28 protein-coding genes and 1 tRNA gene are annotated in these 25,757 nt (G+C 62.5%); 26 read left to right on the top strand and 3 right to left on the bottom strand.

Annotated features, from left to right (window positions below):
• The first annotated feature begins 3 nt into the window (after positions 1-3).
• The 18 genes from VGN46_RS14505 to VGN46_RS14420 all read left to right on the top strand — a co-directional run bounded on the left by VGN46_RS14505 (position 4) and on the right by VGN46_RS14420 (position 13,903).
• Entirely contained in the window at positions 4-432 is a 429-nt protein-coding gene (locus tag VGN46_RS14505) for a hypothetical protein (protein WP_331644429.1), read from the top strand.
• A gap of 86 nt (positions 433-518) precedes the next feature.
• Positions 519-1,178: an outer membrane lipoprotein chaperone LolA gene (gene lolA, locus VGN46_RS14500; RefSeq protein WP_331644428.1), complete on the top strand. Its 660-nt coding sequence runs from the start codon at positions 519-521 to the stop codon at positions 1,176-1,178.
• A 157-nt stretch (positions 1,179-1,335) separates the two neighbouring features.
• Positions 1,336-4,047, top strand: a complete 2,712-nt coding sequence (locus VGN46_RS14495; protein ID WP_331644427.1) for a DUF2339 domain-containing protein — start codon at positions 1,336-1,338, stop codon at positions 4,045-4,047.
• A complete protein-coding gene (locus VGN46_RS14490; RefSeq protein ID WP_331644426.1) occupies positions 4,037-5,392 on the top strand; it encodes a DUF3999 family protein in 1,356 nt (451 codons plus the stop codon). The genes VGN46_RS14495 and VGN46_RS14490 overlap by 11 nt, the downstream gene beginning before the upstream one ends.
• A 118-nt stretch (positions 5,393-5,510) precedes the next feature.
• Entirely contained in the window at positions 5,511-6,839 is a 1,329-nt protein-coding gene (locus VGN46_RS14485) for a replication-associated recombination protein A (protein ID WP_331644425.1), read from the top strand.
• A 247-nt stretch (positions 6,840-7,086) separates the two neighbouring features.
• Positions 7,087-7,656, top strand: a complete 570-nt coding sequence (locus tag VGN46_RS14480) for a hypothetical protein (RefSeq protein WP_331644424.1) — start codon at positions 7,087-7,089, stop codon at positions 7,654-7,656.
• A gap of 151 nt (positions 7,657-7,807) precedes the next feature.
• A complete protein-coding gene (locus VGN46_RS14475) occupies positions 7,808-8,305 on the top strand; it encodes a hypothetical protein (RefSeq protein ID WP_331644423.1) in 498 nt (165 codons plus the stop codon).
• Positions 8,306-8,567: 262 nt separating this feature from the next.
• A complete protein-coding gene (locus VGN46_RS14470) occupies positions 8,568-9,218 on the top strand; it encodes a response regulator transcription factor (protein WP_331644422.1) in 651 nt (216 codons plus the stop codon).
• A gap of 191 nt (positions 9,219-9,409) precedes the next feature.
• Positions 9,410-9,955, top strand: a complete 546-nt coding sequence (locus VGN46_RS14465) for a glycoside hydrolase family 108 protein (protein ID WP_331644421.1) — start codon at positions 9,410-9,412, stop codon at positions 9,953-9,955.
• Between the two features lie 3 nt (positions 9,956-9,958).
• The gene (locus tag VGN46_RS14460; protein WP_331644420.1) at positions 9,959-10,477 is read left to right on the top strand and encodes a DUF2589 domain-containing protein; all 519 of its coding nucleotides are present in this window, start codon (positions 9,959-9,961) and stop codon (positions 10,475-10,477) included.
• Positions 10,478-10,546: 69 nt separating this feature from the next.
• A complete protein-coding gene (locus VGN46_RS14455) occupies positions 10,547-11,212 on the top strand; it encodes a DUF2589 domain-containing protein (RefSeq protein WP_331644419.1) in 666 nt (221 codons plus the stop codon).
• Positions 11,213-11,283: 71 nt separating this feature from the next.
• Positions 11,284-11,544 (top strand): hypothetical protein, encoded by a 261-nt coding sequence (locus VGN46_RS14450; protein ID WP_331644418.1) that lies wholly within the window; start codon positions 11,284-11,286, stop codon positions 11,542-11,544.
• A gap of 6 nt (positions 11,545-11,550) precedes the next feature.
• A complete protein-coding gene (locus tag VGN46_RS14445) occupies positions 11,551-11,994 on the top strand; it encodes a hypothetical protein (protein WP_331644417.1) in 444 nt (147 codons plus the stop codon).
• Complete coding sequence (locus tag VGN46_RS14440) at positions 11,994-12,179, top strand: hypothetical protein (RefSeq protein ID WP_331644416.1); 186 nt, start codon at positions 11,994-11,996, stop codon at positions 12,177-12,179. The genes VGN46_RS14445 and VGN46_RS14440 overlap by 1 nt, the downstream gene beginning before the upstream one ends.
• A gap of 43 nt (positions 12,180-12,222) precedes the next feature.
• On the top strand, positions 12,223-12,621 hold the full coding sequence (locus tag VGN46_RS14435) for a hypothetical protein (RefSeq protein ID WP_331644415.1): 399 nt from the start codon (positions 12,223-12,225) through the stop codon (positions 12,619-12,621).
• 15 nt (positions 12,622-12,636) lie between these two features.
• Positions 12,637-12,966: a hypothetical protein gene (locus tag VGN46_RS14430; RefSeq protein WP_331644414.1), complete on the top strand. Its 330-nt coding sequence runs from the start codon at positions 12,637-12,639 to the stop codon at positions 12,964-12,966.
• Positions 12,963-13,262, top strand: coding sequence for a hypothetical protein (locus VGN46_RS14425; protein ID WP_331644413.1), 300 nt, complete (start codon positions 12,963-12,965; stop codon positions 13,260-13,262). Before VGN46_RS14430 ends, VGN46_RS14425 begins: the two co-directional genes overlap by 4 nt.
• Before the next feature lie 221 nt (positions 13,263-13,483).
• Entirely contained in the window at positions 13,484-13,903 is a 420-nt protein-coding gene (locus VGN46_RS14420) for an SRPBCC domain-containing protein (protein ID WP_331644412.1), read from the top strand.
• Positions 13,904-13,958: 55 nt separating this feature from the next.
• Here the strand turns inward: VGN46_RS14420 and VGN46_RS14415 are convergent, their stop codons facing one another.
• Both VGN46_RS14415 and VGN46_RS14410 read right to left on the bottom strand, forming a co-directional pair.
• Positions 13,959-14,495: a hypothetical protein gene (locus VGN46_RS14415; protein WP_331644411.1), complete on the bottom strand. Its 537-nt coding sequence runs from the start codon at positions 14,493-14,495 to the stop codon at positions 13,959-13,961.
• Positions 14,496-14,623: 128 nt separating this feature from the next.
• Positions 14,624-15,268, bottom strand: a complete 645-nt coding sequence (locus tag VGN46_RS14410) for a YceI family protein (protein ID WP_331644410.1) — start codon at positions 15,266-15,268, stop codon at positions 14,624-14,626.
• 169 nt (positions 15,269-15,437) lie between these two features.
• On the opposite strand from VGN46_RS14410, the gene VGN46_RS14405 reads away from it, so the two are divergent.
• Both VGN46_RS14405 and VGN46_RS14400 read left to right on the top strand, forming a co-directional pair.
• Positions 15,438-15,767, top strand: a complete 330-nt coding sequence (locus tag VGN46_RS14405) for a hypothetical protein (RefSeq protein ID WP_331644409.1) — start codon at positions 15,438-15,440, stop codon at positions 15,765-15,767.
• A 69-nt stretch (positions 15,768-15,836) separates the two neighbouring features.
• Positions 15,837-16,652: a hypothetical protein gene (locus VGN46_RS14400; RefSeq protein WP_331644408.1), complete on the top strand. Its 816-nt coding sequence runs from the start codon at positions 15,837-15,839 to the stop codon at positions 16,650-16,652.
• A gap of 72 nt (positions 16,653-16,724) precedes the next feature.
• Here the strand turns inward: VGN46_RS14400 and VGN46_RS14395 are convergent, their stop codons facing one another.
• Complete coding sequence (locus tag VGN46_RS14395) at positions 16,725-17,666, bottom strand: DUF2971 domain-containing protein (protein ID WP_331644407.1); 942 nt, start codon at positions 17,664-17,666, stop codon at positions 16,725-16,727.
• Positions 17,667-17,740: 74 nt separating this feature from the next.
• Here VGN46_RS14395 and VGN46_RS14390 point away from each other — a divergent pair, with 74 nt between their 5' ends.
• From VGN46_RS14390 to VGN46_RS14365, 6 genes are all read left to right on the top strand, one after another.
• Complete coding sequence (locus VGN46_RS14390; protein WP_331644406.1) at positions 17,741-17,977, top strand: hypothetical protein; 237 nt, start codon at positions 17,741-17,743, stop codon at positions 17,975-17,977.
• A 77-nt stretch (positions 17,978-18,054) separates the two neighbouring features.
• Positions 18,055-19,599 (top strand): FAD-dependent monooxygenase, encoded by a 1,545-nt coding sequence (locus VGN46_RS14385; RefSeq protein ID WP_331644405.1) that lies wholly within the window; start codon positions 18,055-18,057, stop codon positions 19,597-19,599.
• A gap of 31 nt (positions 19,600-19,630) precedes the next feature.
• Positions 19,631-20,911, top strand: a complete 1,281-nt coding sequence (serS, locus tag VGN46_RS14380) for a serine--tRNA ligase (protein ID WP_331644404.1) — start codon at positions 19,631-19,633, stop codon at positions 20,909-20,911.
• 656 nt (positions 20,912-21,567) lie between these two features.
• Positions 21,568-21,657, top strand: a tRNA-Ser gene (locus VGN46_RS14375).
• An 81-nt stretch (positions 21,658-21,738) separates the two neighbouring features.
• Complete coding sequence (locus VGN46_RS14370) at positions 21,739-23,157, top strand: DUF6538 domain-containing protein (protein ID WP_331644403.1); 1,419 nt, start codon at positions 21,739-21,741, stop codon at positions 23,155-23,157.
• A 15-nt stretch (positions 23,158-23,172) separates the two neighbouring features.
• Positions 23,173-25,218 (top strand): patatin-like phospholipase family protein, encoded by a 2,046-nt coding sequence (locus tag VGN46_RS14365; protein ID WP_331644402.1) that lies wholly within the window; start codon positions 23,173-23,175, stop codon positions 25,216-25,218.
• Positions 25,219-25,757 lie beyond the last annotated feature (539 nt).

Genomic DNA, 25,757 nt, shown 5'->3' with positions numbered 1-25,757 from the left:
CGCATGAACGCCCTTAAGCCGGGTGCGCTACGCCAGCGCCCCTGGAGCCTGCTCGTCACCGGCGACCTCAAGCCCACCCGCGAGGTACTGGACGAGATCGTGAACGTGTTCGAGCTGAATCCCTCGATTCCGGGCCTGGAACTGCGCGCCACCGATGGCAGCGCCTGCACCGTGGTGCGCGAGTACCCGGCCGGGCATACCGCCGAGGTGGACGACGCGCTGGAAGTCATCTTCGCCGAACAGGGCGAGCTGGCCGAGATCCTGGTGCTGGGCCAGGAGGTCCGGCCGGCCCACGTCGCCACCCGCGCGGCGCCGTACTGGCACCGCGATGGCAAGGCCATCGCCGATATCAGCGAGAAGATGGAAGCCGGCGAGATCTCGCCAGGCGAGGCCATCGATATGCTTAAGTCGCTGTTCGAAACCGATCGCTGACAATCGTGCTCATGGCTACCGTGCTTCTGGGCATGGGGCCGCGTCGCCCGACCTATCGAAGCCATGCCGCCCTACGGAACCTGCCCATGAAACGTCTTCTGCTCGCTGCCTCGCTGCTCGTGCTCAGCCTGCCTGCCTTCGCCGCCGCGGCGACAGGCCCGGCGCGCGAGCGCCTGGATGCCTTCGCCAAAGGCTTGCATTCGCTGACCGGCCGTTTCAGCCAGACCCTGTTCGATGTGAACGGTGGGCCGGGCAAGACCACCACCGGTGTCGTCTCACTCGAGGCGCCACGCCAGTTCCGCTGGGAAGTGACCGCGCCGTCGAAGCAGACCATCGTTGCCGATGGCAGCCGCGTGTGGTTGTACGACCCGGACCTGGAGCAGGTCACCGTGCGTAAGCAGAGCAGCGAGGAAGCGCAGAGCCCGCTGACCGTGCTCACCGACCTGTCGCAGCTCGACAAGGGCTTCTTCAAGGTCGCCGAGCAGGGCGAGCACGATGGCATGCAGTGGCTGCGCCTCTCGTCCACCGCGAAGGACCCGGCGTTCGATTACGCCGACCTCGGCTTCGACGCCAGCGGCCTGGCCCGCATGGAATTCAAGGACCAGATCGGCAACACCACCCGCATCCAGTTCGCCGGCTGGCAGAAAAACACCGCCATCCCCGCCGACACCTTCAACTTCGTGCCGCCCAAAGGCACCGACGTGATCGGCGACGCACCGGTCCTACAAACCCAACCCGTCCACTAAACCTACCCCCTGTAGGAGCGCGCTTGCGCGCGATCCGGGTTACGGCAAGCCCCCATCGCGCGCAAGCGCGCTCCTACAGGGGTGCCCCGTTTCAAATAAGGGGTTTCATGCCAGACTCTAGGCACGACAGGGGATGTGTTGGGGGGTAGGCAAGGGCATGTATGTGGTTTGGGCTATCGTGGGCGCCATCATCGGCGCGGTGGTCGGGCAGAGTGTTGCCGGGGCCGTCGCGGGCTTTGCCATCGGCTTGCTCTGGGCCCGTCTATCGCAGACGCGGCAGGAGCTTGAGGCGCTACGCGCCCAGCTAGGCGCAACGACGCTTCCTCCGGCACCCGCCGCGGAGCGCGCCACTTACGCGGACCAGCCCGCCGATGCTTACCAGGCATCCCCCTCGTCCGGGGCCGAGCCGCCGCCGATGCCCAGAACGCGCGCTCGCGATGCGGCCGCACCAGCCGCCGCGGCCCGCGCCTCAAGCGCGTCAACGCCGCCGGCCTGGCAGCCCGCTGAACCGACCGGCCCCAGCGCGATTGAACGCTTCATCGAAACCGCCAAGCGCTGGTTCACCGAAGGCAACGTGCCGGTGAAGGTGGGCATGCTGGTGTTGTTCGCCGGTGTCGCCGCCTTCCTCAAATACGCTGCCGACCAGGGCCTGCTGCACGTGCCGATCTCGGTGCGCCTGAGCATCGTCGCCGTCGCCGCGATCGCCGGCGTGGTGTTTGGCTGGCTGCAACGGGACACCCGCCGCTCGTTCGCGCTTTCGTTGCAGGGTGGTGCGCTTGGTTTGCTGGTGATGACGGTCTTCGCCGCGTACCGCTTGTATGGCTTGCTCGATCCGTTGCCGACCTTTGTGCTGCTCATCGTCTTCGTCGGTTGCCTGGGTATCCTCGCGGTGTTGCAGGATTCGCTCGCGTTGGCGGTGCTTGGGCTTATCGCCGGTTTCGCTGCACCGATCCTCGCCTCGAGCGGGCAGGGCAACCACGTCGCGTTGTTCTCGTACTACGCCGTGCTCAACCTCGGGATCCTCGGCATCGCGTGGAAGAAGGCCTGGCGCATCCTCAACGTGCTCGGCTTTGTCGGTACCTTCGGCGTCGGTACCGCGTGGGGCGTGCTCGCTTACCGGCCGGAGCTGTTCGGCAGCACCGAGCCGTTCCTCATCCTGTTCTTCCTGCTCTACGTCGCCGTGCCCTGGCTGCACGTGCTGCGTTCGCCGCGCGCCGATCGCGCGATCCTCGATGGCTGCCTGATGTTCGGCACGCCGATCGTCAGCTTGTTGTTGCAGGGTGCGTTGCTCGACTGGCGGCCGATGCCGCTGGCGATGTCGGCGCTGGTGGCGGGCGCGCTGTACGTGGCCATCGCCTTTGCCGTGCGCAAGCGCGAGGACATGCATCTGCTGCGCGACACCTGGGCGGTGCTCGCCGTCGCCTTCGCCACCATCGCGGTGCCGCTTGCCCTCAGTGCCAGCGTGACCGCGTGCGTGTTTGCCCTGGAAGGCGCGGGCCTGGTCTGGCTTGGTTTCCGCCAGCAACGTCGTTTGCCGCGCTGGGCGGGCATGTTCCTGCAGCTTGCCTCGGGCGTCGCCTGGGCACTCGCGGACTTTCCGCATGGCAGCGTGCGTGGTATCGCGTTCCTCAACACCTACTTCGTCGGCGCCATGCTGATCACCATCGCTGGTGTGGCCTGCCTGTTCCAGTACGACCGGCACAGCGCGTCCAAGGGCATCGGTAGCCTCGCCCGCGCGGCCTTGCTGCTCTGGAGCCTGGCCTGGTGGCTGTTCGGCTTCGGCGCCGAGATCGATGCCTTCGTGCAGACCGATGCCTCGCGCTGGGCGGCGTGGATGGCCTTGCTCGCCGTCACCGGTGGATTGCTGGCCGAGGGCAACCGGCATGTGCGCAAGCTCGACCTCGGGCTGATGCTCGCGTGGTCGGTACCGCTCGCGCTGGCCGTCACCGCCGCGATGGCGCCGTATGCCGATACGTACGGCATCGAGGTGTTCGCCGGCTGGCCGCTCGCCGCGGTCGCGGTCGCCGCCGTCACCGGCTGGTTCTCGTTGCGTGCCGTCGTCGCGCATGGCGTGGCCGCGATCACCGCGCAAACGCTTTGGTGGGTGCGGTGGCTCGCGCTGATCTACACGGCCACCCACGTCGCTTTTGGTTTCCGGCCCGCCGTTGGCGATGGCTGGCTGGTACTTGCCTACGTCGCACCGACCTTACTCGTGACCGCGCTCGCCCTCGGTTGGCCGCGCGCCATCACGCCACCTCTCTCCGTGCACGCCGCGGGCATTCGCCGCGTGGTCGCCATCGGTGGCCTCGGCCTCAGCGTGCTGCTCGGCGCGTTCGCCCTGACCGTTGCCGGTAACCCGAGCCCGCTGCCCTTCATTCCGGTGTTAAACCCGGTCGAACTCGTGCTCGTGGCGGTGTTCGCCCTGCTGGCGCGTGCGCTATGGGACGACGAAACGCCGCCGGCGCTGCACCGTATGCGTCCCGCCGTGCTCGCCATCGCCTTCTTCATCATCGCGACCAGCATGACCTTGCGCGCCGTGCATCACCTGGGTGGCGTGCCCTGGGATGAACACATGCCTGCCTCCAGCCTGGCCGAATTGTGGCTTACGGTGGTGTGGAGCGTGACGGGCGTCGTGGCCTGGGTGTTGGGGTCGAGGCGGGGGCAACGGTTGTTGTGGATGGCCGGTGCCGCGTGCATGGCTATCGTGCTGGCCAAGCTGCTGCTCATCGATCGCGGCCATCTCGGCAATCTGTTCGGCATCGCTTCTTTTATCGCTTATGGCCTGCTTTGCACGGTCATCGGCTACCTCGCACCCGCACCGCCAAGGCAGGCAACATCAAATGCACCGGAATCCAAGCATGCGTCGTGACGGCCGCATCGGCTTGTTCGTGATCTATGTGGCGGCGCTTACCGCTGCGCTTACGCCGGCGCATGCCGGTGACGAACCGTTATACGCCTACGGTTGGGCGATCCAGGCCCCGGCTGGCGCGAACGCGTACCTGGTCGCGTTGCCCCAGGAAGCCTATGCGTGGGCCCGGCCCGACGCCGGCCTGGCCGATGTGGTGATCGTGGATGCGAAGGGTCGCGAAGTCGCCGCGGGCCCGTACCGTCCGGCCGAGCCGACCTCGCACCCGATGACCCTGGACGCCCCGTTGTTGCCGGTACCCAACGGCAGCGACGGCGTGGCCGGCCCGAGCATCCGCCGCACGACCAGCGGCGATATCGTGATCGAGCCGGGCGCGGCGCCTTCCACCGGCCATGTGCATGAATGGCTGTTCGATGCGCGTAGCGCGATCGCCGCGGAACGCCTCGAGTTTCCGCCGACGCAAGGCGATGTAAAGCTCAGCGTCGATATCGATGCGAGTACCAACTTGCAGGATTGGCAGCCACGCGCCGCCGATGCGTCCATCGTGACGCTGGGCCACGGCGAGGGTGCTGTCGACGCCCGCGTGGTGAAACTGGATGGTCCTCCCGCGCGTTACTACCGCGTGCGCACGAGCAGTGACGATGCGCCGTGGGGCGAAGGTGCCAAGGTCACGCTTTCCGGTAGCGTGATCGATGCCGCCGCGCGTGATGAGTCGAAACGCCAGTGGCTCGACGTGGCCAACAGCACTGCCGATGTGAGCGGTGGTGGCATGAATTACGACTACAAGTTACCCGCGGCGTTGCCGGTGGACGCGGTCCGCGTCGCCCTGGGCAGCGGCGATAGCGTCGCTCGGCTCGAGGTGATTTCGGTCACCGGTGCGGTGAGTGGCGATACCCTGGGCACGATCGTGGTCACGCCGGGCCAGGATGATGCGCGCCCGCTGGGCGTACCGCCGCAGCGTCGTGACCTCATCCGCCTGCATTCGCCGACCGCGCTGCGCAGCGCGCCCAGGCTCAGCGTGGGCTGGCGGCCGGACCGCTTCGTCTTCCTGCCCGAAGGTACGCCGCCTTATCGCCTGGACGTCGGCAGTGCCTCGGCCCGCCGCGCCGCATGGCCGGTGGACGACGCCGTCGCCGCGCTGCGCACCCGCAATGGCCCCGCATGGCGTCCCGATGCGGTAAAGCTGGACGAAGGCCACGCCCTGGCCGGTGAAAAGGCGCTCGCCACCTCCAGCCATGTCGACTGGACCCGCCCGTTACTGTGGATCGTGCTGCTGCTAGGCGCCGCCCTGGTCGCCGGCATGGCCGCCAGCTTGCTCCGCAAGCCCCCCGGTAACCCACCCCTGTAGGAGCGCGCGTGCGCGCGATGGGGCTTGCCGCGAGCACCCATCGCGCGCAAGCGCGCTCCTACAGGGGTGTCGCAATGTATAGACAACGGCCTGGCTGCAAACGCGCGATAATGGCGGTATGCCGTCCTATCAGTCCCCCGGCCTGTTTGCCGAACCCGAAGCCCTGAAGCCCCTTGCCGAGCGCATGCGCCCGCGCAGCCTCGACGAGATCGTCGGCCAGGCGCGTGTGGCCGGCGAGGGCAAGCCGCTGCGCCGCGCACTGGAGGCGGGCAGGGTGCACTCGATGATCCTGTGGGGCCCGCCGGGCTGCGGCAAGACCACTATCGCGTTGCTCGTGGCCCGTTACGCCGACGCCGATTTCCGCGCGATCTCCGCCGTGATGAGCGGGTTGCCGGATGTGCGCAAGGCGCTGGCCGAGGCGGAAGGCAACTTCGCCCAGGGTCGCCGTACCGTGTTGTTCGTGGACGAGGTGCACCGCTTCAACAAAGCGCAGCAGGATGCGTTCCTCCCGTACATCGAACGCGGCGTCATCATCTTCATCGGCGCGACCACCGAAAATCCCTCGTTCGAACTCAACTCCGCGTTGCTCTCGCGCTGCCGCGTGCATGTGCTGGATGCGGTCAGCCCCGACGACATCGTCGCCGCACTGCGTCGTGCGCTGGACGATAGCGAGCGCGGTCTCGGCGAGCTTCAGCTCGATGTCGACGACGCGACGCTGAAGCTCATCGCCTCGGCCGCCGACGGCGACGTGCGTCGCGCACTCACCTTGCTGGAAATCGCGAGCGAGCTGGCCGATGGCAGCAAGATCGATGACGCCACGCTGGAGCAGGTGCTTGCCGACCGCACGCGTCGCTTCGACAAGAGCGGCGAACAGTTCTACGACCAGATCTCCGCGCTGCATAAATCAGTGCGTTCGTCAGATCCGGATGCCGCGGTGTACTGGCTCACCCGTATGCTCGATGGAGGCTGCGATCCGCTTTACCTCGCGCGGCGCATGACGCGCATGGCGGTGGAAGATGTCGGCCTCGCCGAACCGCGTGCCTGGCGCATGGCTCTCGATGCGTGGGACACCTATGAACGCCTCGGCAGCCCCGAAGGCGAACTCGGCCTCGCCCAGCTCGCGATCTGGCTGGCGATCGCGCCGAAGAGCAACGCGGCGTACATGGCTTATAACAAGGCCAAGGCCGTGGTCCGCGAGATGGGCACGCTCGACGTGCCGATGCACCTGCGCAACGCGCCGACCAAGCTGATGAAGGGGCTCGGCTACGGGCAGGGCTACCAATACGACCACGATGCTGAAGGCGGCGTGGCCCTGGACCAGGTGTGTCTGCCCGATGAGCTGGTGGGCACCACCTTCTACGAGCCGGTCGACCGGGGCCTGGAGCTGAAGCTCCGCGAGAAGCTCACCGCCCTCCGCGCCGCGCGCGCCGCCGCCCGCGATAAATAGCCAGGGGCATCGCGCGCAAGCGCGCTCCTACACGAGCCCCGCCCCCTGTAGGAGCGCGCTCGCGCGCGATCCCCCAGCTGCGACGACCCCCACCACCCCTGCGGTCCCACAAGGTCTTCGCACTTGTAGGAGCGCGCTTGCGCGCGATCCCCCAGATACGACGACCCCCAGCACCCCTGCCAAATGGCTGATTTCGTTAGGTCCTGCGTGGACGTACCCTCGGGACACCAGCCATGGGAGAGCCGTCATGCGCATTGCCGTTGCCACGCTTATGGGCGGTTTGATCATGTTTCTCTGGGGGGCCTTCGCCCATATGGCGCTGCCGCTGGGTGATATGTCCATGCGGGCACCGCTCGATGAAGACCGTATCCTCGATACCTTGCGCACGTCGTTGCCGCAGGAAACGGGTATCTATGCGATCCCGCACTTCGACATGGCCAAGCGCGGCGATGACAAGGCCGTGCAAGCCTTTGGCGCCAAGAGTGAAGCCAACCCGTACGCCTTTATCGTGTACCAGCCGCAGGGCCGCGACCCGACGGCGATGGGGCATAACCTGTTCCACCAGTGGCTGAGCGATACGCTGGCCGCGCTGATCGTCGTCCTTGTCCTCGTCCGAGCCGGCGCGAGCTTCAGCCGCGGCCTGTTGTTCGGCCTCGGCTTCGGTATTTTTACTTGGTTGACGCTAAGCGTTCCGTTCTGGAACTGGTACCGGTTCCCTGCGCCTTTCACCTTTGCCTATCTGGTCGAGCAGGCGTTTGGCTGGTTGCTGGCGGGGGCGGCGATGGGCTGGTGGCTTGCACGCAAGCGTGTGGGGTAATCACGCGCGAGCGCGCTCCTGCAGGGGCGTTGGTGGCGTGAGCGTGTTGCGCGACGTCATTTTGTGAAGCCATAAAATCAGGATTTGGCCGATACGGCCGGTGGGGTGCTACGACGTAACGTGGCACCACTTTCCACCGACTGGAGCGACCATGACTACCCTTATCACCTGGCCTCACGGTTCCGCCCACGGCGAACGTGAAGGCACGCGGCTGCATCAGGTCTTTTCGGAGACCACCACCTGCGTTGGCGTCGACGCCCTGGATGGCCTCAATCACCAGTACTTCAATATGGTGATCCTCGTCGGGTACGACGAGGAAATAGCGAAAAACGGAACGATGGACGCCGTGGTCACGTACGCGAAGCACTCCGATATCCAGCGGGTCGTGCTGGCCAGCCTGGGCTCCGGGGCGAGCGGTAACGTCGCCGACGAGGGCGCTAGCCTCGCCACGCTCGCGGAAGGCTTCGCGAAGGATGCGCCTGGGTACGCTCTGGTCGCCGCTCGTCCCTTCTCTTGTGAGGAGGTCGGCAACGGCAGTTTGTTCGTGGCCGGAGACTTCGATATCCGCCCCGCCCATCACGACGACACCCGCCTGTGGCGCGAGTACAGGCGTCCCGATGCCTACGGGGATACCAGCGGCTTCGCGTAACGGCCTAAGCGGGCGAAACCCGCGCGAGGCGGCCGCCAGGGGGAGCCCGGCGGCCGGCCGATCCACAGGGGACCAGGGGGCCCGGCAGGGGGCGCTGGCCAAAAGGGGTTCAACAAGGGGCGCGCGGTGCCGAACCGAGAGCACACGCGACGGTCGTCCCGTGATGGAGATCCAACATGCCTTCGCAGTGTAAGAACACCGCCCTTCGTGGCGGTGCGTCTCGTTGTTCGCGTGCGGTTATCGGCAGGGAGAAAACGCCGTGATGCCGGTGACTGTACTGCTCGCGGACGAACACGCCCTGCTGCGCGAAGGCGTAGCCGCATTACTCGCCTCATCATCGCACTACGAGGTGATCGGCAGCACCGCCGACGGCCGCGACTGCATGCGCCGCGCCTTGCGTACCCAGCCTGGCCTGATCGTGTTCGATTGCGCGATGCGCGGGCTTAGCGGGCTCGAGGCGATACGCCGGATCGCGCCACGCTGCCCGCAGACGCGGCTGCTGTGCCTCTCCGCCTACGACGACTCACGCTGGGTACGCGCCGCCTTCGACGCCGGTGCCCATGGTTACGTCCTCAAGCGGGATGGCTTCGACGTGTTGCGTGACGCGATCGATACGGTGATGCGCTCGCGCTATTTCATCAGCCCCGATATCGCCCACCTGCTGGTCGACACCTTGCGCCGCCGCGATGGGCCTGCGTTCGCGCGCAGTGAGGCGCTGAGTGCGCGCGAACGCGAAATCACCCAGCTCTTCGCCGAAGGGCTCAGCGCCCGCGACATCGCCGAACGCCTGCACGTCAGCGTGAAAACCGTCGGCACCCATCGCGAACACATCATGGCCAAGCTCGGCATCAACGGCATAGCGCAACTCACGCGCTACGCATTGCGCGAAGGCCTGACCACCCTGGACCCCTAATGTAGGAGCGCGCTTGCGCGCGATGGGTCTAGCGGCAAGCACCCATCGCGCGCAAGCGCGCTCCTACAACGGTGGCGCGAGTGCGCGGAGGGATGGGTCAGCATCGTTCCTGGCAACAATCAGGAAATACCCGATCCCGGTGATCGGAGCCGCAACGCAAAGTGCTCCCACCAACGCAAGGGAGCACCACCATGGCCGACTTCAATTCATTTTTTCCCACACTGCTGAAACACGAAGGTGGCTTCGTCAACGACCCGGCGGATCCGGGTGGTGCGACCAACAAGGGCGTGACCATCGCCACCTTCCGCCAGTTCGCGAAGCCGCTGCTCAATCTCGAGCCCACGCTCGATAACCTGAAGGCGCTCACCGACGAGCAAGCCGGCAAGATATACAAGAAGCAGTACTGGGATGCAGTCCGCGGCGACGATATCCCGCTGCAGCCGCTCGCGAACATCGTTTTCGATTTCCAGGTCAATGCCGGTGCCAACGCCTCGCGCCTGTTCCAGCGTGTGTTGAACAACCTGGGCGTCGTGCCGGCACTGCGCGAGGATGGCGTCATCGGCAGCGGCACCATGGCCGCGCTGGCCAAGGTCGATGCGAAGGCCGTGTACGCCCGCTACAAGCAGGGCCGCAAGGACTATTACACCAACCTGGTGAAGCAGCGCCCCGCGCTGCAAAAGTTCCTCAAGGGCTGGCTCAACCGCGTGGATTCCTTCCCCGACCTGGGGGCGGCATAAACCATGGCCGCGCAGACCTCGCTCAATAGCCTGATCGAAGCCATCGCCGGCGCGGTGGTGGATGCACAAGACCGTATCGAACAACACCAGATGTCGCATCTCTCCGACTTCTTCGACGACAACAACCGGCCGAAGAGCGTGGTGATCCGCATGCCGTCATTGCACCCGCAGGCGGGTGAAGATGACGAAGACCTCTACCGCGCGCCGATCCTCCCGCTTGTGTCGATGAACGTGCTGCGGATCAAGGATGTGGAAATCACCTTCGATGCCGACCTTGGTCCGCTGGTCGAAGACGACACGCCGGCACCCGAGGAGCATGGCGAAGCGCCGGCGTGGAAGGGCAAGACGGGTCGACCGCACTTGCGGGTCGATCCGAACGGTGGCGGCAACGGTCGCAACGGCGGTTCCGTGCACGTGGTGTTGCGCGTCGAGGGCACTGAGCCCACCGATGGCGCATCGCGGCTGATGAACCACCTGTCGCAGACCCAGGGAGTCTTCAAGACGTTCAAGCCCGGCGACTAACGGCGTCAGCCGCGCTGGACCGCGGCGTGCATCCCGTGCGCCGTGCACTACACCACAAGGAGTCAAACCATGGCTGACGAACTCGTCAATATGAGTAGCCAGTTCAAGGGCCTGCCGATGGGCGACCTGATCGGGTCCCCCCTGCAGGCTGCATGCGAAGCACAGGTGAAGCTCGCCCAGGCAACGGCGGATTTCATCAAGGTCATCGGCTTCATGCCGCCGGCCGACCCGTCCAAGGATCCCACCGGCGTCGGTGCGACCCGCACCGCGCAGTTCCGCTTCAAGCGTCCGGTGGATGATCCGAAGAACCCGGGTGGTATCGCCGAGGAAGATGTCGAACTCGAGGTGCCGCTGCTGGCGATCGTGAAGGTGCCCAACCTGAGCGTGACCAAGGTCGACATCACCTTCGACATGGAAGTGAAGTCGTCCTTCAGCTCGACCGAAAGCGAAGACAAGAAGGGCGAGTTCAGCGCCGAGATGTCGATCGGCTGGGGCATCTTCAAGGCCTCCGCAAAGGTCTCCGGTTCGGTGGCCACGCACAAGGAGAACACCCGCAAGTCGGATAACTCCGCGCGTTACCACGTCGAAGTACACGCCGAAGACAACGGTATGCCGGAAGGCCTGGCCCGCGTCATGGACATCCTGCAGACCGCTTGCGCGCCGCGCAAGGTCGGCGCGCCGGTGGCGGTTACCGATGGTGGTGCCGGCGGTGGTGGCGCTGTCGACAACGGTTAATCGGCTCGCATCACGCAACCGTGGGTCGCGACGGTTATGCACGTCGCGATCCCTTTCCAGGGGATGAAAGGATGTTCGACCTGACCGACGTGAAGTACGTCAAACGCATCGTGGTAGGTAGTGACAACCCCAACCAGATGAGCACCGAAACCCAGGTGGAAGAGGCACGCGCGCTGCTCAATCGCTGCCTCACCGATTCGCCGCGCGGCTCGATCATCGGCGTGGAGAAGAGCTTCACCATCCTGCAGGTGGGCGAGCACCAGGTGGTGCTGCAATGGCTTTGCTACCACGTGGGCTTTCCGCGCCGGCCGGCGTGGCTGGCGGAGGGGTAGGGCGCCATGGCCAGCACCTGCACGTTCGACCAGTTGCTGTTCGCGCTGCGGATCGGCGTGGAAGCGGCCAATGACGCCCTGCGCCTGCGCCGTGCCCGTCAATTGCACGTCGCCAATGCCGGCGGGGAGAGCCTCCAGGTTGAGATACCGCGGGGTCCGGCAGACGATGCGCCGCTTGATCCTGTCGTGATTCCCCTGCGCTGGTTTCGCGACTGGCGCGTGCCGCAGGTCACCGAATTCTCCGTGGAATTCGAATGCCGGCTGCGCTACGTAAAAACCCGCGGCGCTCCGGCCGAGTTGGTGATCGACATGCACCACCCCGGCAAGCGCTGGTGGCGTCGCCAACGTACTCACCACATGCGTATCGCCTTCCGCGCCGCCGATGCCTGGCAACCCAGCATCAGCCTGGACGGCCGCAACGCCCGTGCACCCCTCGCCGAGACTCGCTAATGGACAAGCTCACCCAACTCCGCGTCCCACCCGCGTGGGCCACCGCGCTCACCGCGTGCCTCGACGAGCCACCCCCGACCCGGCACCGGATCCGCGCCGGATGGGTCGCCCTCGTCATCACCCTGGCCGGCGCCTTCGGCGTCGCTTTTTACCTCATCTACCAAGGACTCCACCATGCGTATTGATCACGTTCCCACCCCGCCGCATCCCGCCCCTGTAGGAGCGCGCTTGCGCGCGATAACCGCCACCTGCCTACTGACCCTGATCCCCACCCTGGCCACAGCCGCCACCCCCACCGGCAAACTCACCGGCACCGTTGGCCACGCCAACACCGACGTCAACACCACGGCGACGTTCACCGGCACGGGCAACGACCGCACGGTCACGCTCGATTTCCGTGACCCGTACGGTTGCTCGGTATCCGCGCCCTTCGTGAAGGAAGATGCCACCAGCGCGAACTTCCGCATCCGGCCCAGCACCAGCAGCGGCGGATGGTGCGACCGCCTGAAGCCCGATGTGATCTTCAAGCCTGCCGCGGCCGTCGATGGCAAGGCGGCCTGGCGCATCGATTTCTCATCCAAGAGCAACGACTGGACCGGCACGCTGGTCCTGTCGACCGGTCCATAAGGGGAGGGTGCCGCCATGGACACCATGCTGATGTTCACCCGCTTCTGGCTGCTGCTGGCCGCGATTGGCGGCGCCGTGCTTCCGGTCGCGCTTGGCAGTGAATCCTCACGCCGCCGCTCCATCGTCCAGGTGGTCTGCGGTGCGATGATGGCGATCTTCCTGGCCCCTGCGCTGGAACGCCACTTCATGCCGGATTCGCCGGCCGAGATCCAGGCCGGCGTGTCGTTCCTCGTCGGTTGTTTTGGCTTGCGCCTCACGATCATCGCGCAACGCCTCATCGAGAACCGCGGCGAATCCATCGCCAACCGCATGATCGACCGCATCGCAGGAGGCGACCCGAAATGAGCGACAGCATCTACTACGGCATCGGCGATTTCACGTTCAGCACGGTGATGATGGTCTGTGCGTGCTGGTTGCTTACCGATACGCGGCTAAGCCGGATTGTCCGCAGCGGGCATGCGTTCATCGCTGCCGGTGCGTTGGTCAATGTGCTTGGGTTGCTTGCTGATTACTTCAATTACAAAGGCGTTGAGTATGGCCATGTGTGGCCGGGTGAGGTTATCGCCAATTTCGGTACGGCCGTGTTGATGGTGACGTGGCTGTATCGGTCGTTGAAGAAGAAGAGGGAGGGGCGGGCCTGAACGGTGCGCCCAGGGTCATCGCGTGCAAGCACGCTCCTACAAAAGGCCGCGTGCGTGCACGCCATACCCAACCCGGCCGTACCCTTGTAGGAGCGTGCTTGTACGCGATCCACGACACCGAAACCTCTTGCCCCGGCAACCACATACCCGCCATGGCGGTTGTTTCCTACGCAAAAATCGACGACCTTCGGCGTAGCCTACCTGCGCCGAAGGCCGCCCTCATGCACCGCGTTGAAGTAACCCACTACTTCCCTTTCCCGGCAGAAACGGTCTTCGCCGCCTGGCTCGATCAAGACACCGTAGGTGAATGGCTGTTCGCCACGCCCGAAGGCGAGATGATCGAGGTCGCCCTCACCCCGAAGGTAGGCGGCAGCTACCGCATCGTCGAACGCCGCGCTGATGGCGACATCCTCCACACCGGCACCTACGAACGCATCGACGCGCCACACGACCTCGAGTTCAGCTTCTCGGTCCCGCACTACGACCCCGGCTCGGTCCACGTCCGTATCCACATCGCCAACGTCGCCGACGGCTGCAACCTCACCCTGACCCACGAAGTCGAAGAACAGTGGCTCAAACCCAGCACCCACGGCTGGCAAACCATCCTGAGCAACCTCGAAACCACGCTGCGCCACCCGTAACCCGCCGTTACGGGAACCCCTTGTAGGAGCGCGCTTGCGCGCGATCCGGGCAGGACTAATGAACCTGGTGCCGTTCGCCTGGCCGATCGACAGTGATTAAAAGCTCACTAGATTCAAGGCGCTCGTGGGTGGTGCGATTCCTGTGTAGCTCAGGGATGGGAGGCATCCGTTGGATAGTCGTATAGCGAACGGTGAAGACCCCGCCAGGCCCGAAAGCATAGGATCTCGCTATGTCGACGCGCTTGGTAACGGACTGCCCGGGAGCGATGGAGAGGAAATGATCGATCTCCATGGGACCCCAATGGCCACGGGAGCCGACGTACGGAACGAGGTTCCCGGATGAGTCTTTCACTTCCAGGAAGTCTGACGCGGGCTCGTCGTCTGTTCGGCCGAATGGCGATTCGGGACGATAGACGTATCCGGGCTCGTCGCCGTCATTGGCAATTGTGACGGTGATGATGGCCGTACCGTCTTGGGTGAGGCTCGACTCGCGTGTGAGGCTTACCCTGAGGTGGCTGGCTGCTTGCGCAGCGAATGGCGCAGTGAGCAGCAGCATTGCCGCAGCATTGCGTAAGTTGATTCGCATCGTCATGAGCGTTCCGCATTCAAGGGCGGACGAGCGTGGCGACACACGGTGCAACTAGGCCATGGAAGAATTCTGAAAAATCAGCCGAGATTGAGCGAATCGAAGTTTCATCACGGCTTTCCACACGAGGATGATCACTCCTTCACGAACTCCGTCTCGACGACGATCTCCACGTCGTCACTTTCGAGCGGAACCCACTGACTGACACCGAAGGCCGAACGCTTGAAGGTCGCTTCGCCAGAGAAGCCCATGCGCGACTGCGCGAAACCGCGGTAGATCGCCGTGAGCACCAGCGGCTGATTGATCCCGTGAAATTCGAGTGTGCCAGCCACGGTCGCGTGGCCATCGACGATCTTCACCGTATCTGCGGTGAAGTGAATGGCCGGATACTTTTCTACCTCAAGATAAGTCGAGGCGATCCGCTTATCGAACTTCGGATCCCCCGTGCTGATCGACGCCGGGTTGATGGTGACATCGAGGTTCGACGCCGACGCCTTCGTCGGGTCGAACGCGAAACTGCCGCTGACCTCATCGAAGCGAAGCGTGTATCGCGAAAGGTCCATGTGAGCCATCTTTGCGATGACGGACGTGTGGTGCGGATCGAGCTTGTAGGTGCCAGCGGGAGCCTTACTTGGATCTTTAGAAAGGCCTAAATTCTGGTACTGGCTAGCCGCACTCGCGTCCTCCTTCTTCGGCGGGTCCGCCGGCGCGGCGACCGCCACCGACAGGGGCACGATCAGGGCGAGAAGACAGTAAGTTCTTGCGAATTTCCGAGGCATGGAGTGTGGGCATCAGTGAGTTGTGTAATCGCTAACGTAGCCCCGTCCCGGATGGCGCGCTACGTCTCTTATGGCACCCCTCCAGGCTCATTTGACCGGGGTCTTACCCGCGGGTAGCGTTGCAACGGAAGCTCGCCGCCATGGCGATGCTCGCTATGGGGATCCAACGATGAAACGTGCACTCGCCGTGTTGGCCGTAGTCGCTGGTATCGCCGGCTGTGGGGATTCGCAACAACAGGCGGCCAAGGATGCCGGTTACATGCTCCGCATGAATCAGGTCGTCTGCCACATCGCCGGCACGGAACTCGAAAAGGTTTCCGCCTGGCTCGAGCAAGTGCTCAAGGATCACCCGGACCTCGCCGAGTACGCAAAGAAGGGCGAGACCGAAGCTGACGCCGTGCACGCGCGGCATCAAACCGAAAGCGATGGTGCGCAGAAAGATCAGACTGAATGCGAGAAGGTACGTTCACTCGCGGCGAGTTGGTCGCCCCATTCCTGACCGCGCAAGCGTGCCATTCCCATCCATGGACGACATGCTCATAACCGACGCCAGGGAGATTCGCCGGTCATGAACGACGCCATCGACAAGCGAGCGTGGAAAATCCTGCATGACATGTACTGGGGGAGCGCGGGGTGGGTTCCTGAATCTAAGCGTGTCGTCTCCGACGAAGATTTCCAATACGCCAAGGGAAAAGGCGTCATGTTCGACCCTGCTTCGGCGGACCACGCCAAGCTGGTCATGGCGACGTGCGAACTCGTCGACGGTCTCGACCGGCGCACGGTGGCCGATGCCTTCCTCGCTAGCCTTACCACCCGGCGCCTAGACTGGCGGTCGGCGTTAGGTTCGTACTCGGTGTTCGAGCATATGCTCCCGCATGGCGCGCAGGGTGATAAAAAGCGCTGCCTGCACTGCGGCTTTTATCTAGCAGACCGCAGCCTTGACCCGAATCTTTACAGCTTCTACCGTCTGAAATGGGGCGGCGTGGTGCACGGGGAGCTCGCCTATGCCGCGTTCGACCTCGATCAGTTCGCCAAGGCCGAAGTACCCAAGCCATCGGCCGACGACATCGGCCTGTTCCACGCGCTGATATCCAGCATTCGAAACGCCGGCCCGACAGTGACTGCGGCGCAACTGCATACCCACTTCCCTAAGGAATTCAAGTCGAACAAAGCAGAACGTGACATCGTGATCAGCATACTGGGTATCTGCGACATCCTTGCCGATGCGAACCACCCAGGCTTCTCTGATGTGTACTTGCCGACGACAAACCGCCCCGAACCAAACCGCCGCTTCACAGACATGCCGTACCCCGCCAGTTGGTGGACTGGCAGCATCGGCATCAACGAGGCTCGTCTGCAAGAACGTTTCGGCCACGTTCTTTAGCTTGGCGACGTACTCATCAACGCTACTAGCCCCGCTGGCCGATCTTGGTTCGCTGGCTCGCAGGTCGGGTAGTCAGGGGTAGTCCTCTGGGCGTCGGTGCTCGATGGGTCTAAAGCGAAGCCGATACTGGTTGAAGGCTGGCATCGCTTCGAAAACGCGCACGGGGTAACCGTATTTCCTCTCACGGCTACTCAGAAGATCGAGTACATGGTCGCGATCCTGAACTGAGGTTCGCATTCCGAAAATTACGGCAGTCAATGCTGCTGGATCAAACGGTAGAGTCGTACGCGCCCCATTTGCTTTTATGACGCGCCACTCCTTTTCATATGCCCAATCAGGTGACTTCTGCAGTAGAGGGCGGAGATCTTGTTCCGACGGAGCGTCTGCGAATATGTTTTCTACGACCGGGTAGTCGTCCGCATAGATTACCTTGTGAGCAATTAGATTGCGCAAATCGCGGGCGACTTCAAATCGAAAGCAAATGCCTCGATGCTCATACCCGTAGTGGGCCCACATAAGCTGGCTGGAAGGCGCGGCGGATAGAGAGCAAATGCCGACGCTATCTCTCAGGCGCTCGTGACCAAGACTTAACTCGTGCTCCAGCAGTTCGGGATGGTCAAGCACGCCAGTGCTGTGGATCAATGCCAGAGCTTGACGCGCATCCTTTCGGGCAACACGTACTATCTGGCTGACCAATGCGTCGCGCAAGGCATCGCCTCGTTCAGCGATCCTGAATGCTGCCCGTCCATCAAATGGATCGTTGAAGGAAGTGGTGGCGGCGAGCCACAAGGTACTGTCTAGTAGTATGTACTTAAGTTCGTCAAGCCGCTGCTTTCGCTCGAGTTGATTGGGCAGCGGAAGCGCGCGAAACTTGTATAGCGACCTGGGATGGCCCCATTGCCGTAGCCGCGCCGTTCGCCATGGCAGCGGCTGCCGTTCGAGGTGCGCTATGGCTTCCTCATACTCCGCGAGCAGATCATTTATCGGATGTAGCGGATGGATCGTTTCGGTCATAAGGGGGCGAATGTTTGTGGGTTGCCAATACGTCTAAACTGGCGTCCACGTTCCTACGGTCGGCCAGGATCATCATGAGCTATCAAGATTTCACGTTGTATCACGCGACGAAGCAGCAGTATGCACAAGGCGATCGGATCGTTGCAGGTACCAGCACGCCGTACTATCTGGACGCAGTGGGTTTGATCGAATCGCATAGGCCGGGTGGCTATCCATCTCGTAAACAGTGTGTGTTCGCAATGGACACGGCTGAAGCTGCTTACACATTTCTCGAAGAAAACAGGGTGTGGATGCTTCGCCCTTTTCAATAGTGTCGCTGGGGCCTTGACACGTCTGCGTTTTAGCGCACATTGGGACCGAGTTCTCCCGCGACCACCGAGGCCTCCCGATGGACGACGTACTCATCACCGGCGCGGGCCCCACGGGCCTGGTCCTGGCCCTCTGGCTTACCGCCCAGGGCGTGAAGGTCCGCATCATCGACAAGAAGGAGGGCCCCGGCGATACGTCCCGGGCCATGGTCGTGCAGGCACGTACGCTGGAGCTTTACCGCCAGCTCGGCCTTGCCGAACCCGTCCTCGCCGCGGGCAATCGCATGGTGGCGATCAACATGTGGACCCGCGGCAAGCATGCCGCCCGGCTGCCGCTGCAGGATGCGGGTGCCGGCATTTCACCGTACCCGGCCCCGCTGATATACCCGCAGGATCACCACGAGCGGGTGCTCGGCGAGCGGCTTGAGGCCATGGGCGTCACGGTCGAGCGCAGCACGGAGCTGGTGTCGCTAGAGCAGGGCGCCGACAGCGTTACCGCGCGTTTGCGCCGCGCGGATGGCGGCGAAGAAACCACCACTGCCCGTTACCTGGCCGGCTGCGATGGCGCACGTTCCGCCGTACGCGAAGCGCTGGGCATCGGCTTCGAAGGCGGCACTTATCGCTCGGTGTTCTACGTCGCCGATGTGAAGCTCAGCGGCATGGAAAGCCCTGACGAAGGCCATGTCTCCCTCGAGCAAGGTGACTTCGTGTTGCTGCTTCCCTACGGCAAGGACGGCAGGGCTCGCTTGATCGGCACCGTCGACGACGAGCGTGCTGACAGCGCTGAGGCGCTGACCTTCGAAGATGTCCGCCAGGATTCGATCAACCGCCTCAAGGTGACGATCGACGAAGTCACCTGGTTCTCGACCTATCGTGTTCACCACCGCGTGGCCGACACGTTCCGGCGTGATCGGGTCTTCCTGCTCGGTGATGCGGGGCACGTGCATAGCCCGGCGGGTGGGCAGGGCATGAATACCGGGATCCTCGATGCGATCAACCTGGCGTGGAAGCTCGCCGCGGTGTTGCGTGGCGAGGCGCCGGACCCGTTACTCGACACCTACAACACCGAACGCCAGGGCTTCGCCCACCAGTTGGTCAACAGTACCGACCGTGGCTTCTCGCTGATGACCTCCGGCGGCGGCCTGGCCAACTTCCTGCGCGTATACGTGATGCCTTATGCGGCGCATGCGGTGTTCGAGCTGGCGGCGGCTCGCCGGGCGATGTTCAAGCTGGTCTCGCAGACCGAACTGGCCTACCACGGCAGTGCGCTGAGCGAAGGCGAGGCGGGGAAGGTGAAGGGTGGCGACCGGCTGCCGTGGGTCCGAATCGGCGACAAGGACAATTACGAGCCGCTGGCCCACATCGGCTGGCAGGTGCATGTGTATGGCGAGCCCCGGCCGGAGCTGATGGCCTGGTGCCTGCACCGGGGTGTGGCGCTGCGGGACTTCGCCTGGGACCCGGCGTACGAGAAGGCAGGCCTGGCCGAGGGTGCTGCTTACTTGCTTCGCCCGGATACCTGGGTGGCGCTGGCGGCGCCGGAGGGCACTGTCGAGGCCCTCGAGGCCTACTTCAGCAGCCATGGCCTGACCGCCGGAGGGGCCAAAGCCGAGGGGGCCATGCGATAATCAAAGGCCGCCAACCACGGACAGAAACTCCATGCTGGATCCCGCACTCCTGCGCGGCCGCCTCGCCGAAACGGCAGAACGCCTCCGCACCGCCCGTACTTTCGACCTCGATGTCGCCACGATCGAGCGCCTGGAATCCGAGCGTAAGTCCCTGTCTACGGAGACCCAGGAGCTGCAGAACCTGCGTAACACCCGTTCCAAGGCCATCGGCCAGGCGAAGGGCAAGGGTGAGGACGTGGCGCCGCTCATGGCCGAGGTGGCTGGTATCGGTGACAAGCTGAAGGCCAATGAGCAAGCCCTGGCCGAGGTGCAGGCGAAGCTGGCGGATATCGCGCTGGGTATCCCGAACCTTCCGGATGCGGCCGTGGCGATCGGCAAGGACGAGACCGAGAACACCGAGATCCTGCGCTGGGGCCATGCCAAGGCGTTCGACTTCGCGGTCAAGGACCATGTGGACCTGGGTGCGCGCCACGGCTGGCTGGATGCCGACGCGGGCGCCAAGCTCAGCGGTGCACGCTTCACCGTGCTCCGCGGCCAGCTAGCCCACCTGCACCGTGCGCTTGCCCAGTTCATGCTGGACCTGCACACGACCAAGCACGGCTACCTGGAACACAACATCCCGCTGATCGTGAACGCGGATGCGATGTATGGCACCAGCCAGTTGCCGAAGTTCGAGGACGACCTGTTTGGCGTCAACGTCGATGACAAGAAGCGTTACCTCATTCCGACCTCGGAAGTGGCGCTGACCAATCTGGTCCGCGACAGCATCACCGAGGCCGAGCAGCTGCCGATGCGCCTTACCGCGCACTCGATGTGCTTCCGCGCCGAGGCGGGCAGCTATGGCCGCGATACGCGCGGCATGATCCGCCAGCACCAGTTCGAGAAGGTCGAGATGGTGCAGGTGACGACGCCTGAGACTTCGATGGCTGCTCTCGAGGAGATGGTGGGGCATGCTGAGGCCGTGTTGCAGGCGCTGGGCCTGCCGTACCGGAAGGTGATGCTGTGCACGGGTGATATGGGCTTCTCTGCGGCGAAGACCTATGACCTGGAAGTGTGGCTGCCTAGCCAGAATACGTATCGCGAGATCAGCAGCTGCTCGAATTGCACGGATTTCCAGGCACGGCGGATGCAGGCGCGGTGGAGGAATCCGGCTACGGGGAAGCCGGAGTTGGTGCATACGTTGAATGGGTCTGGGTTGGCTGTGGGGCGGACGCTTGTTGCTGTGATGGAGAATTATCAGCAGGCGGATGGGAGTATCGCTGTGCCTGAGGTGCTTAGGCCTTATATGGCTGGGCTTGAGGCGATTAGCTGACGGACGTGTTGATGTCAGCGCATACAAACATTCTGTGCGCTGACTACCGACCACGATTTCTCGCATGATCGTTGTCGAGCGCGTGTCCCTGCACGGGCAACTCAGTGATAAGCAAACCTCTAAAAAAGCGGCGTTCGCGCAGAGCAATGTCTTCGCCTGCGGCGCAACTCGGTAGCCTTCCTTCGACGATATGCGACATGGTGAACACGCTTTCGCTTGCGAGGCTACACCCTATTCAAGGGCCGCGAGACGCGAAGACGCGCAAACGCAGCTACGAGTATCTGTTCCTCCCGGCATCGCTGCTGGATCGCGTTAGGATGGGTGTGGCTAGGTCTTTGGGAATTTCCGTAGATTGATGAATTTGCTGTAGAAAGTGCTGGCGAAAGCCGCTATCATCATCCTGTCTTGCCGGCTTGGTCCGGCTCTCAAGACCACCAATGTATCGGTGGCAGGACCAGCGAGGTGATGACAAGCCTACCGGTTCTCATTCCTGGCCCCGCTTCGGCGGGGCTTTGTCTTTTCCGGCTTACCGTTGAGCCTTCCGTTTGACCCGGCATCAGCCACTGGCGGAAGCGTTCAGGTACAATTGGTGCCCCCGGGGCAAGCCCGGTGGCCCTCGTTAGATCCCAACTGCAACAGTTGGATGCTGAAAATACGGAGAGATGGCCGAGTGGTTTAAGGCAGCAGTCTTGAAAACTGCCGTAGGTGTGAGCCTACCGTGGGTTCGAATCCCACTCTCTCCGCCAGCATAAGCTAAGTAATGGACGCATAAGGATTTTCCTGGCGTCAGTCAGATTCGGTGCGTGGACACTCGCTTGGACACTTCCATGCGTCTTCCGCATCACCTCGTGCGTTCCGCCACAGGCGTGTTTCATTTCCGGCAAAAGGTGCCGATACCTCTCCAGAGGGCCTTCGGGCTGCGCGTGGTAAAGCGTAGTCTGGGCACCAGAAGCGCACGGCTGGCGCAGGCACAGGCCTATGTCGTGTCGGCACGCGTCGCCGCGACGTTCGATGAAGCACGGAGGCTGATCAGCATGAACGAGCCAGTTCCAGACAATCCCTTTAACTTGCCGCTGGATGACCCGCGTAATCCGCTGCACATTGCACCGTGGAAGCTCGAGCGGACGCCGCTTGGCTTTACCCTGTCGACCGAGGGCGACTCCGATAAGGAGCACGCAAAGGCCGTCGAGGTTTTGCGCGTGTTGATGGGTAACCAGGCCATGCCGGTCTCACCACCGGTGGTTGACGCACCCGTTCGACCGAAAGGTCGCGTGTTGCGCACGACGGCAGGCATCACGGTTGGCGAAGCCGCACGGAAATACCTGCTGACGCTCGACAGCGCCTTGCTGCCAGATAAGACCCGAAGCCAGAAGCGCGCCGCCGTGAACGGGTTCGCGACGTGGAAGGGGCTCAAGTCGCCGTTGGTCGACTGCACGCGCACGGATGTATCGGAATGGGTGCAGAGTCTTCGGGCGGCACAGCTGGCAACCCCGACGCTCGCGAACAAAACCTCGTATCTCAAAGCATTTTTTACGTGGGCGCAGACGGCCGGGCATGTGCCTGTCGGGGATAATCCTGCGCAGGGCCAGGTTAAGTATGGTGTGCGCGAGAAGCGCCTAAGGCGAAAGCTAGGCTTTGAAGCATTCAACCCGGAGCAGTTGGCCGTTATCTATGGGCCAGCGTTCGCAACGCTGAGAAAGGACATTCAGTTGGGTGCGCTGCTGGGCCTTTACACCGGTGCCCGCGTGTCAGAACTCGGCCAACTTCGCTTGGATGACTTTGTCACCGAAGATGGATTGCCATGCATCCGAATCTCTGCCGAGGGCTTGGGCCAGAGCCTGAAGACGGATGCGAGCGAGCGCACGGTGCCGTTGCATTCCAGGCTTATCGAGTGGGGCGTTTTACGGCATGTAGAGTCGCTTCGGAAAGAAGGACAAACAAGGCTGTTTCCCCGAACCAAGGTCGGTTCGGTCAATGGTCACGGCAATTTCCTGTCTGCCGCGTTTGGTCGTTACATCAAGTCTGTTGGTATTGAGCCACGAGTAGGCAAGGTCGGGTTTCACAGTTTAAGAAAGACCGTGGTGCAGACCATGCAAAGCGCGGGCGTGCCGTCGGAGTATCGCGCACAGTTCGTTGGGCACGAGTTGGGTGACGAGCATCACTCAGCATATTCCAGGCAATACACGATGGCTGAGCTGGCGGCAAAGGTAAACGTGTCGCTGACCTTTAATATGGCTTTTGCATAGCCAGGGAAAATACGAATGTCTCTGTCGAACGAGGAACCTCGTCGTCGTAAGCTCGTCGATTCGCATCAAAGTGATGCCGTCGTGCAAGGCAACAATGGTGTGGAACGCGAAGCATTTGTGGTATTTCAGGGAGGCGGCGCTAAGGGCATCTCGCACGTCGGTGCCGTGGCCGCGTTGAAGGATGCGCAACTCAAGATTGTGGGTGTCGCAGGCACGTCGGCAGGTGCCATTGTGGCCGCACTGACGGCTGCCAAGTATTCCGCCGAGGATTTGCTAGCGACCGATGGGTCTGGTCGGCATATCTTATCGACTATTGATCCATCGATGAAAAGCGCTACCCAACTATTTGGCGATGAAGGATGGAAAAGGTTGACATCTTTGATAGGCCTCTTTCGGTCTAACACTCTGCCGAAGAATGAATATGTCGGGGAGAACATACCATCCGAGGAGTCTGCCGAGGTCCAGCCGAGGCCCAAGGTATATATAGCGAAGAACGTGGCGAAGCGGTGGTTAAAGGCAGCTTGGTGGCGCTGGCTTTTGCTCGTGGCGACCATAGCGGTACTCGCTGATTTTCCAATGCGTATCGATCTATTTGGTCATGTTTGGCTGTTGGCTCCGCCGCACGCTTTCTGTGTCGTCTTGAATACTGTCGTCATTGGCACTTTCATGTTTTTTGAAGCTCGTTGGTTCGCTCGCCAAGTGGTAAGCATTGGGGCTGGACTAAGCCCAACTTCTAGAATAAGTGAAATTATCAATCAAGCGCTGATCGATAATCTGGAGAAGACCGCAGTTTCCTCCCACGCTGCGGGCGGAGAAGGATGGACGTGGGATGATGCGAAAAAGGGTGGTATCACTTTTGCACAGTTCGCAGAGGTGGGTGGGATTCCCTTGCGCATCGTTGCCACTGACGTAACTAGCCAGACAGTGCGTTTATTCTCCGCTGAGGACACGCCATCGGTCATTGTTTCCGAGGCAGTGTGCGCTTCCGCTGGGCTGCCAATCGTCTTCGAGGTGAAAGGCATAGAAATCGAAGACAGCCCCGGTCCTACTAAGTCGATGCACTACTTTTTAGATGGTGGCCTCTTGAGCAATTTGCCCCTTTGGGTATTTGACGAAGATAGGAGCCTTAACGAAGACGCTCTGACGATAGGTTTTACCTTGGAACAATCAGCAAACAGCGAAAAGTCGCTGTCGAGCACGGGGATGTCAGGGTTTGCTTGGTTCCTTCCCGCGCTCGAGAGCATTGTTTCAGGGCCCAAAACTATTCATCACCGTGCCATCGAGGGCCTACTGTTAGTGTCGGTGCCTACGGGGCTAGAGGTTCTATCTTTTGACCGGAAGAATTCTGAGTATGTCAACGAGGTGGTCGTGGCAAGGCGGGCCGCCCTTGCCCAGATGAGGTTCCAACTTTATTTTCCCATGCGGCTGAGGGGAAATCTGGAATCTCTTAGCGACGTGATTTCGCAAGCTCTGGATCAGTTGGCCGCGGGTGTAACGCCAGTCCAGCTTGCAGTGCGTAGCTACGGGACGGTTGACCCGCAGACAGGCTTTTCAGAGTGGCACCTGAGGCTGTCTGTGCTAGTCCAGCGGCCGGGGTTTTCGCGGACACTGCGCGTGATGGCGAGCACGGACCCGGCAGTCGGCTGGCCTAGCAGGCGAGGAAGAGTGGTGCCATTTGCGGATTTTGGCTCCGTCTGGGATTGGCAGAATCCGGTGTATATGTTTGACGTAGTGCCTAATGTAACGCCCCTGAATCCCAATAGTGCGTGGCTAACCGCACTACCAATTCTCCCTTCTGTAGGTCCTGTTAACACAAGCGCCAGCGCGGTGATTCTGGTTGTAGAGTCGTCTCTCCGCCCAACCTTTCTCCCATATGGCCCGCTTACGCTCGCGGATGAGAATCTATTGGCCTTGAGTATGCTCGCCATCACCCAAACTATAGAAAAGAGCCTACATGCTCTCACTGTTGCATTTGGTCAGAAATATGGATATGCTAATAGTGGGCTAGTCCATAACAATCAATTTGATGAGCATATCCGGAGGGCGCAACTATGGCAGTGACAATTGTTCGGCGTAGCGCTGATGGTAAGTTCGAACGAGTAAGTTTGGACGATTCGCGCGTTAAGGCAATTCCGGCCCAGCCAGCTCCACAGGTGTCAAATCCCGATCGGGTTTTTGCTGGAAATACGGAGTTCGTAAGCTCGGACCCTAATAGGTATTTCAAACGTAAGCGGCGATAAGCGACATTTTGTGAGCGCTCACGTCTATCGAAGTGCCTAGTTTTCAGCAGGTTACCGAAACTGTGTCGAGTAAACGAAGGGATGTGAGATAGTCGGTATAAACCGTCGGATGCGTCTTCGGGCTAGTGTTGGCAGGCTTCATCCGTCCGCCGTCGAAATGCCGTTCGCGGCAGCTCATGGCTGCGACCGATGAGATGAAAACGTGCCCGTATGCAGAGAAGGCCAGCGCCCATAAGGCTGAACGCCTGTGAGTGGGATTTAGAGCGCGTCTTAGTGTTCTATGAACACCACGCGCCCTCCGGGGGTAGGGCCACATGCAACGCTAAGCGTCGAGCAAACGCATCCGCCGATCCGCGGGCT

It is taken from the genome of Luteibacter sp. (assembly GCF_036500425.1).
Lineage (GTDB): Bacteria > Pseudomonadota > Gammaproteobacteria > Xanthomonadales > Rhodanobacteraceae > Luteibacter.
This window is presented reverse-complemented; position numbering and strand designations above follow the sequence as displayed.

Excerpts from the sequence above, each read along its gene's own strand:
- VGN46_RS14505 (WP_331644429.1), top strand. The coding sequence starts at position 4 with ATGAACGCCCTTAAGCCGGGTGCGCTACGCCAGCGCCCCTGGAGCCTG.
- lolA (WP_331644428.1), top strand. The coding sequence starts at position 519 with ATGAAACGTCTTCTGCTCGCTGCCTCGCTGCTCGTGCTCAGCCTGCCT.
- VGN46_RS14495 (WP_331644427.1), top strand. The coding sequence starts at position 1,336 with ATGTATGTGGTTTGGGCTATCGTGGGCGCCATCATCGGCGCGGTGGTC.
- VGN46_RS14490 (WP_331644426.1), top strand. The coding sequence starts at position 4,037 with ATGCGTCGTGACGGCCGCATCGGCTTGTTCGTGATCTATGTGGCGGCG.
- VGN46_RS14485 (WP_331644425.1), top strand. The coding sequence starts at position 5,511 with ATGCCGTCCTATCAGTCCCCCGGCCTGTTTGCCGAACCCGAAGCCCTG.
- VGN46_RS14480 (WP_331644424.1), top strand. The coding sequence starts at position 7,087 with ATGCGCATTGCCGTTGCCACGCTTATGGGCGGTTTGATCATGTTTCTC.
- VGN46_RS14475 (WP_331644423.1), top strand. The coding sequence starts at position 7,808 with ATGACTACCCTTATCACCTGGCCTCACGGTTCCGCCCACGGCGAACGT.
- VGN46_RS14470 (WP_331644422.1), top strand. The coding sequence starts at position 8,568 with ATGCCGGTGACTGTACTGCTCGCGGACGAACACGCCCTGCTGCGCGAA.
- VGN46_RS14465 (WP_331644421.1), top strand. The coding sequence starts at position 9,410 with ATGGCCGACTTCAATTCATTTTTTCCCACACTGCTGAAACACGAAGGT.
- VGN46_RS14460 (WP_331644420.1), top strand. The coding sequence starts at position 9,959 with ATGGCCGCGCAGACCTCGCTCAATAGCCTGATCGAAGCCATCGCCGGC.
- VGN46_RS14455 (WP_331644419.1), top strand. The coding sequence starts at position 10,547 with ATGGCTGACGAACTCGTCAATATGAGTAGCCAGTTCAAGGGCCTGCCG.
- VGN46_RS14450 (WP_331644418.1), top strand. The coding sequence starts at position 11,284 with ATGTTCGACCTGACCGACGTGAAGTACGTCAAACGCATCGTGGTAGGT.
- VGN46_RS14445 (WP_331644417.1), top strand. The coding sequence starts at position 11,551 with ATGGCCAGCACCTGCACGTTCGACCAGTTGCTGTTCGCGCTGCGGATC.
- VGN46_RS14440 (WP_331644416.1), top strand. The coding sequence starts at position 11,994 with ATGGACAAGCTCACCCAACTCCGCGTCCCACCCGCGTGGGCCACCGCG.
- VGN46_RS14430 (WP_331644414.1), top strand. The coding sequence starts at position 12,637 with ATGGACACCATGCTGATGTTCACCCGCTTCTGGCTGCTGCTGGCCGCG.
- VGN46_RS14425 (WP_331644413.1), top strand. The coding sequence starts at position 12,963 with ATGAGCGACAGCATCTACTACGGCATCGGCGATTTCACGTTCAGCACG.
- VGN46_RS14420 (WP_331644412.1), top strand. The coding sequence starts at position 13,484 with ATGCACCGCGTTGAAGTAACCCACTACTTCCCTTTCCCGGCAGAAACG.
- VGN46_RS14415 (WP_331644411.1), bottom strand. The coding sequence starts at position 14,495 with ATGACGATGCGAATCAACTTACGCAATGCTGCGGCAATGCTGCTGCTC.
- VGN46_RS14410 (WP_331644410.1), bottom strand. The coding sequence starts at position 15,268 with ATGCCTCGGAAATTCGCAAGAACTTACTGTCTTCTCGCCCTGATCGTG.
- VGN46_RS14405 (WP_331644409.1), top strand. The coding sequence starts at position 15,438 with ATGAAACGTGCACTCGCCGTGTTGGCCGTAGTCGCTGGTATCGCCGGC.
- VGN46_RS14400 (WP_331644408.1), top strand. The coding sequence starts at position 15,837 with ATGAACGACGCCATCGACAAGCGAGCGTGGAAAATCCTGCATGACATG.
- VGN46_RS14395 (WP_331644407.1), bottom strand. The coding sequence starts at position 17,666 with ATGACCGAAACGATCCATCCGCTACATCCGATAAATGATCTGCTCGCG.
- VGN46_RS14390 (WP_331644406.1), top strand. The coding sequence starts at position 17,741 with ATGAGCTATCAAGATTTCACGTTGTATCACGCGACGAAGCAGCAGTAT.
- VGN46_RS14385 (WP_331644405.1), top strand. The coding sequence starts at position 18,055 with ATGGACGACGTACTCATCACCGGCGCGGGCCCCACGGGCCTGGTCCTG.
- serS (WP_331644404.1), top strand. The coding sequence starts at position 19,631 with ATGCTGGATCCCGCACTCCTGCGCGGCCGCCTCGCCGAAACGGCAGAA.
- VGN46_RS14370 (WP_331644403.1), top strand. The coding sequence starts at position 21,739 with ATGCGTCTTCCGCATCACCTCGTGCGTTCCGCCACAGGCGTGTTTCAT.
- VGN46_RS14365 (WP_331644402.1), top strand. The coding sequence starts at position 23,173 with ATGTCTCTGTCGAACGAGGAACCTCGTCGTCGTAAGCTCGTCGATTCG.